The sequence below is a fragment of the Lysinibacillus sp. VIII_CA genome (assembly GCF_049943995.1).
In the GTDB taxonomy this organism is placed as follows: domain Bacteria; phylum Bacillota; class Bacilli; order Bacillales_A; family Planococcaceae; genus Lysinibacillus; species Lysinibacillus pinottii.
On sequence record NZ_JBNFXM010000003.1, the window covers coordinates 238,690 to 252,396 of the forward strand.

General features: G+C 32.9%; 4 protein-coding genes. All 4 read left to right on the top strand.

The window, feature by feature from the left end; genetic code table 11:
• The first annotated feature begins 454 nt into the window (after positions 1-454).
• From ACP3VS_RS06585 to ACP3VS_RS06600, 4 genes are read left to right on the top strand one after another with little or no spacing between them, the layout of a single operon-like run.
• On the top strand, positions 455-1,177 hold the full coding sequence (locus ACP3VS_RS06585; RefSeq protein ID WP_063389785.1) for a 4'-phosphopantetheinyl transferase family protein: 723 nt from the start codon (positions 455-457) through the stop codon (positions 1,175-1,177).
• Complete coding sequence (locus tag ACP3VS_RS06590) at positions 1,170-8,567, top strand: condensation domain-containing protein (protein WP_426388479.1); 7,398 nt, start codon at positions 1,170-1,172, stop codon at positions 8,565-8,567. The genes ACP3VS_RS06585 and ACP3VS_RS06590 overlap by 8 nt, the downstream gene beginning before the upstream one ends.
• On the top strand, positions 8,564-9,877 hold the full coding sequence (locus ACP3VS_RS06595) for an MFS transporter (protein ID WP_036161991.1): 1,314 nt from the start codon (positions 8,564-8,566) through the stop codon (positions 9,875-9,877). The genes ACP3VS_RS06590 and ACP3VS_RS06595 overlap by 4 nt, the downstream gene beginning before the upstream one ends.
• On the top strand, positions 9,855-13,703 hold the full coding sequence (locus ACP3VS_RS06600; protein WP_230586013.1) for a beta-ketoacyl synthase N-terminal-like domain-containing protein: 3,849 nt from the start codon (positions 9,855-9,857) through the stop codon (positions 13,701-13,703). The genes ACP3VS_RS06595 and ACP3VS_RS06600 overlap by 23 nt, the downstream gene beginning before the upstream one ends.
• Positions 13,704-13,707 lie beyond the last annotated feature (4 nt).

Here is a 13,707-nt window from a genome sequence, read left to right on the forward strand (position 1 = left end):
ACAAATGGTTTTAAGAAGGGAGGTGTAAACGTTTAATTTATGATGTTGTTTTTCATCATCAAGGATACTTCTCTGCTGGAGTTGGATTGGTAATTGATTTTAGTCATCGAACATTCGAATATTTGTCCAATAAACAAACATGCTTATCACTTTCAACATAGTACAATTTTGTTTTAAAAGGAATTCTATATGAGTAGAATCCTTTTTTTTTGTGATTTTTTAGAGTTTTAACATGACTCTATGGAAATACTCGTAGACTAAGAGTAATGAATGGTAAATATAACTGAATTGGTATTTTTTATAAATTATGGTAGGTTATTTATTGACTATTTATTCCATGGTGTTTAATATTATAAATGGAAAATAGGTTTATTTTTTAAAGTTAATATCCTTTAATGTAATTTAAAGGGATTTATACTTTGAGGTTATAAAGAAAATTTTGGGGGCGTGATATGTGATAGAAATTTGTTTAATTAAAGTACCTGTACATATTTCAAATTATTCTGAACTAATGAATTTTGTATGTACAAAAAAAGCAAGAAGAATAGAAGCTTACTTAAATAAAATAGATGCATATAGGTCCTTACTATCCGAATTGTTGATGAAATATTTATTGATGAAGCATTTGAAATGTCATCCTTCCGACATAAATATCCAAACGAATACATATGGGAAGCCATATTGTATCAATGGAGATTATGAATTTAACATCTCTCATTCAGGTGAATGGGTTATAGGTGTCATTGGCAATTGTGATGTAGGAATTGATATTGAAGAAATGAAAGATAATTACGAAGATGAAATAATTAAAAATTATTTTTCGAGTATAGAATACACTTCGTACAATCAAACACCAACTGAAATGAAAAAAGAACGTTTTTATGACTTATGGACTTTGAAGGAAGCTTTTGTGAAAAATATTGGACTAGGTTTAAGCATTCCTTTAGATTCTTTCTCCATCGAGACTAGTCATAATGAAATTTCAATTGTACAAGATATTAGTCCGTATCCTTATTATTTCAAGCAATATAACTTGGTTACTGGTTATAAAATTTCCGTATGTAGTAAAATGAATGAATTTCCATCAGAGCAACAACTAAAGATAAAAGAGTTTTCGGCCTTAGAAAAAATTTTTTTGAATAATCTAATATTAGAGGAGGATAAATATTATGAGTAAATTAATACCTCAAGTTTTAAATCTTCTTAAAAATAAGGAACTAACAAAAGACGCAGCGAAGCAAATCATTGAATCGGTGAATGAAATTAAAAGTGAGTCTAAACCGAAAGTTGATAAAAAAATTGCCATAATAGGCATTTCTGCAGAATTACCCGGTGCTAAAAATTTTGATGAATTTTGGAATGTTTTAAGCAATGAACAGGACAAAATAACAGAATTAAGTGATAGTAGGAGATCGTTGTGTGAGGGATTCCTTGTTAATAATATGGAAAAACTTAAAATTTCAAAAGAGAAGCCGTTTTGGGATGCAGCGTGGCTAGATGAAGTTGATAAATTTGATGCTGGATTTTTTAATATTTCAGCTGCTGAAGCAAAAGTAATGGATCCACAACAGCGTAGATTTCTTCAAATCGCATACCAATGTTTTGAAGATGCTGGTTACGCAGGGAGTCGAATAAAAAATTCAAATACGGGTGTTTACATTTCAGCAGCTATGACCAATTACTCTGAAGGATTGGCTGAATTCACACCATTAAGTGTTCCAGGAAATATTCCTGCTTTTACGGCCTCAAGAATTTCTTATATTTTTAATTTAAAAGGACCGTCTTATGTCGTGAATGCTACCTGTGCCTCCTCCATGTTGGCAATTCATGAAGCCTGTGTGGGTTTAATGAATAATGATTGTGAAACGGCATTAGTCGGCGGTGTTAATATTTTCCCTTATCCAATAAATAGTGAAAAACTGTTTATGAATGCTGCGGGTATTATGTCTGAGCAACAAAAGTGTAAACCTTTTGACGACTCAGCTAGTGGGATTGGAAGAGGAGAAGGGGCAGTAGCCCTGTTATTAAAACCTTTAGATCAAGCAATAGAAGATAATGATAATATCCACGCTGTTATAATTGCCTCTAAGGTAAATAATGATGGGACTTCAGCGGGTATTACGGCGCCAAATCCTAAAGCACATGCAGATTTATTAGCTGAAACATGGGATTTAGCGGGCATTAAGCCTGAGCAAATTGACTACATTGAAGCGCATGGCACAGGTACTCATTTAGGTGATCCTATTGAAATAAAAGGCATTCAAGAAGCAGTTGAACGAAGTAATAACGATAAACAATTTTTACCAATTGGTTCTGTGAAGGGTAATATTGGCCATTTACTTGATGGAGCTGCAGGTTTATCGGGTGTAATCAAAGCACTACATGTAATAAAAAAGGGAATAGTTCCACCTACAATAAATTTAGTTGAACCAAATACACATATTGATTTTGTAAATTCTCCAGTTTTTATTCCGACAGTACCATTTAATATTAAAGAGAATAAAAAAGAAAACGAACCTATTATAGCTGGTGTAAGTTGCTTTGGCTTTAATGGTACGAATGTTCATTTACTATTAGAGGGAGCTCCAACGAAGGCTGAAATTCATAAGAAAGATCATAAAATAAAAGCATATGTCATTCCTTTTTCAGCAAAATCTGAATTATCTTTGCGAGGTACTATTGAACATTTCTCTAATTTATCTGGGGATACGATTAATCTAAGTAATTTAGCATATACGATGTGTACAGGTAGGGAGCATCATGAAATAAGATTAGCTATTATAGCTGAGACAATGGACGATCTAATAGGTGCCTGTAAAAATTTAGTCAATCTTGATATGACTAATTGGGAAAAAATTATTGATATGACAACCGATGACGATAACACTATCAAGAAATTAGCAGAAAATTTTATTACAGGTGAAAAATGTAGTTGGCATAAACAATTTCAGGATGAGAATAATCATAAAATTTCTTTACCTACATACTACTTTGATGAAAAATCTTATTGGTTACAGAGTGATGCTAGCGTAAAAGCTATAGAGGTAAAAGGAAAAACAGCTCTTGAAGAAATCATTAGTTTAGCAGAAATAATCTTAGAAACTGAGAATATTAAGCAAACGGATAGTTTTATTTCAGTAGGTGGAAACTCTCTTTCAGGACTACAATTTATTACCCGTTTGAAAAAACAATTTAATAGAGACTTTGTCTTAGATGATGTATTTCTTACATTTGAACAACTAAGTAAACAAGTAAACAATGATCATTCAGAATCGACAGAAGTCATACCTCAAATTAGTGTAGAAAACCATGAATTTCCATTATCATATGGTCAAAACAGATTGAGCATTATAGAACAATTAACAGACCAAAAAATGGTTTACAATACTCCGTTTATTTTTAAAGTTAACGGGTTAGTTGACATTGAGAGGTTACGCCAAACATTTGATGTACTTTCACAAAGACATGAATCTTTAAGAACAGTATTTGTAAAGCATGAGGATGGAAATAAACAGAAAATACTGCAAAAACCAAACTATTTATTTGAATACAAAGATTTTAGTATAGAAGATAACGCAGAAGCAAAAGCAATGGATCAACTCAATCGTTGGAAAGAAACTCCGTATGATTTAGAAGCGGGACCACTTTTAAGAGTATTTGTGTATAAAACAGAAAAAAATAAAAGTCTGTTTGCTTTAATGATGCACCATATTATTGTAGATGGCTGGTCATTATCACTATTATCGGATGAACTTTTCACTTTGTACAATAGTAGTAATAATGAAGCCTTGCCCGAAATAGAAAATACGTATGTAGATTTTGCTGCATGGCAACGTGAAAATATAGAAGGTGGTAGGTTTAAACAACATGAAGATTACTGGCTTGAAACATTAAGAGGAAGTCTACCTATTACAGAAATAACGGGCGATAAATTAAGACCAAGCACTTTCCGATATACTGGAAGGCTTAAAAGATTTGATATTAGTGCTAGCTTAGCAGATAAATTAAGAGCTTTTGCAAATACAAATGAAAGTACATTATACATGGTTTTAGTGTCGAGTGTATTTAAACTAATTAATCAGATGACTGGTGATACAGATATGGTAATCGGTACACCGGTATCTGGAAGAGTAAATGAAGAACTAGAAAAAATCATTGGTTTATTTACGAATACTATCCCATTAAGGGTTAATTATGAAGAACATGATAATTTCCTTACTTTATTAAGAAATGTTAAGACCATGTTATTGGATAGCTTTAAACATCAAGAATATCCTTTCGATTTATTAGTGGAGAAATTAGATTTACCTCGGGATACTAGTCGTTCTCCTTTATTTAATATAAACGTGGCACTTCAAAACTTTAAATTTAAAAATACGACATCAGCTTTTGATGAAGCAGAATTAACACCTATTCTTTCTGAACACAAAACGAGTAAATGGGATCTTGAATTCGAATTTGTTGAATTACCAAATGGAGAGCTATTCTGTAATCTTGAGTACTACGACGGTGTCTATTCATCAAGATTTATTGATTCATTAATTGAAACGTATTTAAAAATACTAGATATGATTTTACATGAGCATGAATTAACTAATATTGATGTAGAAAAAAGTAAAAGTGCTATAAATGGTCAATTTGTCGAGGATGGCAAAAACTTTTTAACTACTATATTAATGATGGCAGAAAAGAACCCACAAAAAACAGCATTGGAAGATAGCGCAGGTTCATTAACATATCAAGAGTTAGTAGATAGAAGTAAATCAATAGCAGAAAAATTGTTGAACAGCAACAGTGAAGTTAAAAATGCTGTCATTATTTCTGACAATAATAGAACGGCTATTTTAGGTATTTTATCTTGTTTAATGAGTAATGTCACATTTATACCTGTATCACCTAAAAACCCAAGAGCTAGAATTGAATCTATTATCAAACAAAGTCAAGCTAACTTTATTATTTCGGAAAAGAAATTCTATTCCTTATGTAATAGGCTGTTATTTGAAAATAAGAATATTCAAACGGTTATGGTGTTAGGAGAAACAGATTTAGATCAGTGTGCTGTTGTAGATTCAAGTGATTTAATGAACGAATCATTGTGGAACTATTTTGCAGAAGGACAGAAAACAGAAATAGAGGCTAGTGGTTGGAATAGTAGTTATACAGGTGAAGCTTTCAGTGCCTTAGAAATGCAGGAATATGCGGAAAACGCAGTAAACAAAATCAGAAAGTACCTACCTCAAGATTCAAATGTATTAGAGCTTGGCTGTGGCTCAGGTTTGACAACATTTGCACTTGCTCCATATACAAAAACGTATACAGCTATGGATTTATCTTCCTCTATTATCGAGAGGAATAAACAGATTGCTCAGAAATCTAACTTTAGCAATATTAAATTTGACATTTCGAAGGCTCATGCCTTTAAGAAGTTTGAAACAGCATTAGATGCAGTTGTCATTAATAGTGTTATTCATTGTTTCCCAAGCTATGGCTATTTAAAGGTAGTCCTTAAAAAAGCTATTGACTCTTTAAAAGAGGGCGGAATAATTTTCTTGGGGGATTTATTAAATATTGATAAAAAAGATGAATTTGTTTCTTCTTTACAAGCATTTAAAGAAGAAAATATGGATAAAAATACTAAATTAGATTGGGATACAGATTTATTTATTAATGAAGAAATTTTAAAAGAGCTTCTCAGTGATGTAGGAGCAGATATACAAATTGAATGTTCTGAGAAGACATACACTGTAAGCAATGAACTCAATCAATATAGATTTGATGCTGTGATCATTGTTAAAGATAAGGGCGAAAAATATAAACGAAGCAGCTCTAAAAATATGCTAAGTGAAGGTATTCATCTAGATGAGCATGTGGAAATTGAGTTAAATTCTTTTGCTAAAACTTCCCCTGCATATATTCTCTTTACATCTGGAAGTACTGGAAAACCAAAAGGTGTAGTCGTTTCAGGTAAAAATCTTAATAATTATTTAAACTGGGCTACTGCATACTATTCACCTACTGGAACATCGCTAGATATGCCATTTTTCACTTCCATATCTGTCGATTTAACGATTACTTCAATGTTTATTCCATTGATAACGGGCGGAAAAATCATTTGCTGTGAAGGGGAAATTGATCAGGCTTTTGAAAGTGTAGCCAAGATAAAAGAAACCATAACGATAAAGGGTACACCTAAACAGATCCAATATTTAGTTGAGGATGAGAGATTTGCACCAAATGTAGAATGCTTCATCCTAGGGGGAGAAGCTTTAGATATAACTTTATGTAAAACGTTGAGAGATCGATTCCCTCATGCTCGTATCATTAATGAATATGGGCCAACTGAGGCAACTGTTGGAACGATTTATCATGAAGTAACAGAGGAAGATTTACACTCAGATTATAGTCATGCGCCAATCGGATTACCGATTCATAACACGTCTGTTTACATTTTGAATAATCAGAATCAGCTAGTCCCTTCATACGGGGTTGGAGAAATCGTATTAAGTGGTGAGAGTGTTGCCCTAGGCTATTTGGGAGAGCCTAATTTAACTAGAAATAAGTTTATAGCTAACCATATTAATCATTTACAATCAGGATATTTATATAAGACAGGGGATTTAGGACAAGTATTGCCGAACGGTAAAATTGTTTGTTATGGACGGAAAGATAATATGGTTAAAATTCGCGGCCACAGAGTGGAACTGGAAGAAATCGAAAGATATTTGCGAGAAATTCCAAGTATTAAAGATGCCGTAGTTAAACTATATAAAAATGAAGATGGTGAACAGCTTTGTGCTTACTTAGTCAGTCAACAAGATATTAATCAAAGGGATATTGAAAAACATCTTTTACGATATTTACCAGAATCATTAATTCCAACGTATTACCAAAAAATAGAACAAATTCCAATGTCTAATAGTGGAAAAGTAGATAGACTTTCACTGCCAAGTCCTGAATTATACGACGATAGAAAAGTTCAGACAGATGATATTAGTAGTTTGACAGAGATTGAAAGAGAATTGCTGTCCATACTAAAAGGAATTTTAAGTGACCGTCAATTTAACATTGATTCTGATTTCTTTAAAATTGGAGGGGACTCCATCAAGGCATTAAAGTTTATCTCAAAGGCAAAGGAAAAAAATATTAATTTGAAAATTGACCATATCTTTAATTGTAGAAGTATTCGAAAAATAGCTATGAACACTACTAAAGAAATGGACACTCAAAAAGAATGGCAGGAATTAAGTTCTAAGGAGATTCCACTTGCTCCAATGCAAAGATGGTTCTTCCAACAAACATTTAAACATGCCCACTATTGGAACTTATTAATGTCAGTAGAGCTGCCTGAGAAAGTGGATGTAGCTGCTTTAGAAAAGTCTTTCCAATCAATTATTTCGGTTAATGAGAGCTTGATGACATGGTTCGATGTGAATGAGAGCAAACCAAAGGCTTTTGTTGAACCAAGCTTAGTTAACACATTTAAGCTCATTGTGAAGGATCTAAAATTAACACCTCCGGGTAGGATAAAAGAGGAAATTGAGAACATTCAATTCCAATTACAAAATAACTTTAATTTTGGAAAGGTATTACCAATAGGAGCAGTAGTGTTCCTAACAGCTAAGAAGCCTATTTTGACATTCTTTATTCATCATCTAGTTGTTGATGGGGTTTCATGGAGGGTTTTATTAGAGGAATTAGAAAATAATTATTTAGCTATAGTAAATGGTGAAGATAAAATCAGCTTCCCTATGACGCAGTTTTCTGATTGGATAGGAGAATTGTATAACAAAGAATTACACACGAATCATTCATATTGGGAAAATATAGATGTGAAAAATGTACATCCATTATGCATGCAGCCTGTCAGAAAAGATTATTTATTTAAGGATCGATATCATGTAACCAAAACTCTGAGTGAGGAAAGTACAAAGCAATTTTTACATGCTAGAGAACATTCAGAAATTTATAAACCTGATGTTCTTATTGCAGTAACATTTGCTCAAGCGTTTAGTCAACTATTCGGTCAACAAGATGTGTTATTTAACTTTGAAGGGCATGGACGAGATAGTCGCCAATCAGCGATAGATCTTAGTAGAACAATAGGTTGGTTTACTACGATGTATCCACTACAGGTGACAATTAGTACGCTAGAAGAAATGCTTTACACAGTTGGACAATCATTGAGCGAAATAGGCAGTGGATTGGACTTTATGATAGCAAGATGGATCAAAGAAAATAACAACATTACGCATATTCAACCATCCATATTGGTCAATTATTTAGGAGATTTTGATAACGATATTAGTACTTCTACAAATAGTAAAAATGGAGGGAACGGGGTGCTACAATACTCCTCAAATCTTCCTCAGGCTCCTGCTATTCATCCAGATAATGAGCTTTCTAATATTTTGGAAATAAACATCTTTATTTTGGATGGAAAACTTAATCTAAGCTTAGAGGTAGATACACAAGTGATTAGTAATGAAAAAGCTCAACTCCTCTTATCAAAATTTGAAGAAGCTTTGGTTGAATGTAGTGGAAATGCAAAGGAGCCCCAAAATACATGATAACTTCTTTTAGCAAACCAACAAACAGAGGATTTACAATCTTTTTAATGGTTGTAGCTACTCACTTTATATCTTTATTAGGTTCTTCTGTTGCAAGGTTTGGACTTGGTGTCTGGGCTTACCAAAGTACAGGTCAAGTATCTAGTTTTGCGGTCGTTTTAGTTGCAGGATTTCTTCCGGCAATTGTGTTATCGCCTTTTATAGGAATATGGATAGATAGGAAAGGTCCTCGATTATTAATATTATTAGGAGATATTATTGGACTAATTATTTCTTCAATAATTTTCTCCTCCCTTTTATTAGGGAATATAAGTATGGTTCATGTAATTGCAGGTGCTATATCGCTTTCGATAGTGAGCTCAATGCAAACGCCAGCATTACAAACATTAGCACCTAATCTAGTGCCTAAAGAAATGTTATCAAGAGCAAATGGTGTATTTTCTATGGCATCATCGACTAGTGATGTTCTGGGTCCTGTAATTGGTGGAGTAATAATGGGGTTTGGAAGTATTGTTTATATCATTGGTGCAGAGCTAGTTACTTATTGTATTGCCATTCCTATTCTCTTAATACTTTGGACAAAATTAAGTGTAAAAGTGAACAATGACAATGAAGATAGCCATGAAAATAACTCCATTTTAGGTGATCTAAAATATGGTTTCAATTATTTAATCGAGCATAAATCTCTTCTAACTTTAGTGCTATTATTCACGGTTTTAAATTTTGCACTAGGGTTCAATCAAGTAGTTGGACAGCCATATATATTGAGCTTTGGAACTGTTGAACAATTTGGCTTACTAAGCTCTATATATGGAGGAGGAATGGTATTAGGTGGGGTACTAATGTCATTCATCAAGCTGAAGAAGCACATAATATGGTTAGTACTGATTTCAAATTTTGGTATTGGTGTATTTATAACGCTCACAGGGTTATTCAATAATATGCTACTCATTGCAGTTTTTTGGGGTGGTTTAGGGTTATTACTGCCAGTGGTTAATACAGGTACACTTACTTTAATTCAACTCCATACAGAACCCAAATTACTAGGAAGAGTTTTTTCAATTGCTAGAACATTCGCTTGGATTTCATTACCCCTCGCTTATATTATAGGAGGAATACTTGCTGATAAATTAGTTGCCTCAAACGTAAATATTATCCCTTATTTAGGTAGTGGAGAACGAGGAGTGTATGGGACGCTACTCTTACTAGCTGGAGGTTTAATTATATTAACTGTGGCAATTTTCGCTCAACTAAAATACATTAAAGAATTGGATAGGAGAGAAGAAAATGATGTACAGCACAATGTCTAAAAAAATATTAAGTTTAGTAGAAGAAAATAAATTGGATACAAATTTAGCATTAAATTTACTAGATGAAATAGAAAAAGAAACAAGTGAACCACTTGCAATTGTTGGTATGTCTTTAAGATTTCCTAATGTCTCAAATCTGGATGATTTATGGACAGGTCTCATAAATAAAAAGGATTTTGTGACTGAATTTTCGAAAGAGCGTTTTGAATTGATTGTTAATTCTAATCCTAAATTGCAAGAAATGTATAGCCATTTAAAAAATAATATAACGAATGATCCAAGATCGTATGGCTCGTGGCTATCTAGCATTGAACAGTTTGATCCTGAACAATTCGGATTGAATGAACATGAAGCTCAATTTATGGGACCAGCAGAGCGTCTGTTTTTACAGGTGGCATTAGAGTCCTTATACATGGCAGGTTACAAGGAAAATGATCTAAAGGATTCAAATACTGGCGTATTTATAGCACATACACCTCATCCTGCATTTGATTATTTAAATTTATTTGAAGAAAAAGATGAACGAGCTTTTATTTCAAACATACCTGCTAATCTGGGCTATCATTTATCATATGCATTTGATCTTAAAGGTCCAGTTATGACCATTAATACGAGTTGTTCCTCTTCTTTAGCTGCTGTTCATGTTGCTAAAAATGCGCTTAAGCAGGGGGATTGTAACTTAGCAGTAGTTGCGGGAGTGAATTTGAATTTATTTCCGTATTGGGAAGAGGAAGCACCTGATTATGTTGTAAGGAGCACAAAATATAGATGTTCACCATTCGATGAAAGTGCAGATGGGATTATCGGAGGTGAAGGGGTTGCTGCTATTGTTGTAAAGAGATTATCGGATGCTATAAAGGACAACAATCACATTCATGCTGTGTTAAAGGGTTCGAGTATTAGTAGTGATGGTGCATCAAATGGCATGCAAGTCCCTAATCCTGACGCTCAATCTAAAGCAATAATGGATGCTCTGGACGATGCAAAGTTATCATTTAATGATATTGATTTTGTTGAGGCGCATGGCGCAGGTACTCAAGTAGGTGATTTACTCGAAGTAGAGGGGCTTAAAAAGGCCTATCTACAAAAATCAACTAAGACAACGGAATGTCAATTAGGCTCAATTAAGTCGAATTTTGGCCATATGGGTGATGCAGCAGGTATTGCAGGATTAATAAAAGCTGTACTATCCATAGAGAAAAGAACAGTTCCAGGTCTTAATCATTTTGCAGCAGAAAATCCTAAAATAAACTTCAAAGAAACGCCGTTCAAAGTTAGCTCAGAAAATAAAACGTTTGATGAACATAAAATTTTAAGCGCAGGTGTGAATTCTATAGGCATAAGTGGTACGAATGTTCATGTCATACTAGAGGAGTATCGACACAATAAACAGGAGCAATTAACTGAAAAATTGACACCATTGTTTATTTCAAGTAAAACTCGTAGAGCGCTATGGGATCAAATAAAAACCTTAGCTATTCATCTTAAAAATAATGAAAATTACAGTATTCAAGATTTAGCCTATACATTCAATAATAGAAGAAGTCATGAGCAGTCTAGAGTATGTATTTTTGCAAGCAATTGTCATGAACTACTTCGAAAAGTCGAAAGATTATTAAATGTAAGAACATTTGAAAAGGTACCGAGTAATTTTTATACACAAGGTATATTTTTAGCTGATGAACATGAAACGAAAGTTGATAGTATTAAAAATTTAGATGAATTTACCGCTACATCTCCAGCAGATAAAGCACTTATTAAGCGATACCTAGAAGGTAACAATATTATGGAGGAGTGTCGCGAATTATTTAATAATGGGAAATTACTACCGTTACCAGTCAGTATTTTTAATACAAAAAGAATATGGCCATCTAGTAAAGAGACATTCCAAAATCAGACGAAAGAGCTGTTCTTTGAAAAGAAATGGCTACATTATCCACATGATAATGAGACTACACATGAAGCATTAAAAGAAGGAACGACTTGGCTATACTTTATGAATAAAGATGATGAAAATATCGTTGCACTAAAGAATAGAATGACTGCTTTAGGTATAAAAATAATTGAAGTACTTGAAGCAGATAAATTTGTGCAATATACATCTGAACAATATGGTATTGACATCAATTCTGAAAAAGATATGTATAAGTTGTTTGAACACATAGGTGTGGAAGAATTAAGAAATTTAAAAGGGATTATCCACTCTTACACATTTAAGCATTTAGATGAAACAATGGAATCAAAAGAAAATATGGAAAAATCCCAAGAAGAAGGTATTTTCTCACTATTCAATATAACAAAAATGTTATTAGAGTTTGAGGTTACACATCCAATTCAATTAAATGTCATATCATCATTAACGGAGCAAGTTAAGGACAATGAAAAAATAATTCCTGCTAGGGTAACAACCTTTGGCTTAGCGAAAGTTATCTCGCAGGAACAACCGACTATTTCATCCTACTCTATCGATCATGATTTGGACGGAAGCTCTCAAGACATTGCTTCCCAATTATTAAAAGAGTTACAACAAGATAAAGATCATAGACCAGAATTAGTGGCATTTAGACAATCAAAAAGATATACAAAAGTTATTGAAAGACAAAGCGATGACTTTAATGGCAATGAAATTATAGTAAGAGAGAATGGCAATTATGTTATTGCCGGTGGTACAGGATATTTAGGTGTTCAATTAGGAAAGTTTTTAAGTGAAAAGCAAAACGTCAATATCATTTTATTGGCTAGAAATTTATTACCAGACCGAATGGAATGGGAAAAAATTATTGAGAATAATCAAGAAAAAGATGACATGTTGATTTATAAGCTGACATCAATTATGGAAATTGAAAGTCGAGGTTCTACAGTTACAATCATGGAGTGTGATGTGACTGAGGAACACGCTGTTAAAGAAACATTTGCGAAAATTAGACAGGATTTCGGTGAAATCAATGGTGCGTTTATGTTGGTCAAACAACTTTACCATCTATGGATAAAAGAGTTAAAGCTTAGTCAATTCAAAAAAGGCATTCATAACAGAGTAATCGGCACCTATTTAGTAGAAAAAGAATTAAATCCAGAACCATTAGATTTCTTTATCCTATTTTCTTCAATCTCTTCTTTAATGGGGACGAAATCTGCAAGTGAATGCTGCGCTGTGAATCAATATTTAGACTCAATGGCTGGGTATTTGAATCAAAAAGGAATAAAAGGTAAAACGATGAACTTTACGTTAATACTAGATGATAAAAAAGATTTTGGAAGTGATACGGCCATACCTCCGATTGATTTTGTAGATTTCCAAAATTCATTAAACTTATTCTTCAATAAGGGCTATGAATGGAGTCTAATTTCACGTTTTGATTTAGAGCAAGTCCATTATCTTAAACCAGTTATTAAAATCCCATTTGGCGAGAGTTTCTGGAGCGAAGTAGAACACTTTAATCATTCAAAAAATAATCAAAACGAAAGTATTTCGATGGAAGAAGAAGTAGTGAAAAGTGAGTTTACACTATCTGAGATTGAAGCAAGTATACGTGAAATTTGGAAAACAGTTTTAGGCATTTCAACTATTAAAGAAATTGATAATTTCTTTAGTTTAGGAGGAAGTTCTTTAAGTGCTCTAAGATTTGTTCATTTATTTAAAAATAAATTCATTGGTTTAAAATTTGAAATCTCTGATTTATATAGCAATCCTACATTCCAAGACCAAATTGTATACTGTGATCATTTTTATAACGCAAAAGATGAATTAAGCGATATTCTAGATGCATTTGAAAGTGATGATATTTCATCAGAAGAGGCACTGTCTCTATTATTGAATAAGCATTGAGTTG

What these genes read in the sequence shown, in the direction of transcription:
- ACP3VS_RS06590 (WP_426388479.1), top strand. Translation starts at nt 1,170, where the DNA reads ATGAGTAAATTAATACCTCAAGTTTTAAATCTTCTTAAAAATAAGGAA.
- ACP3VS_RS06595 (WP_036161991.1), top strand. Translation starts at nt 8,564, where the DNA reads ATGATAACTTCTTTTAGCAAACCAACAAACAGAGGATTTACAATCTTT.
- ACP3VS_RS06600 (WP_230586013.1), top strand. Translation starts at nt 9,855, where the DNA reads ATGATGTACAGCACAATGTCTAAAAAAATATTAAGTTTAGTAGAAGAA.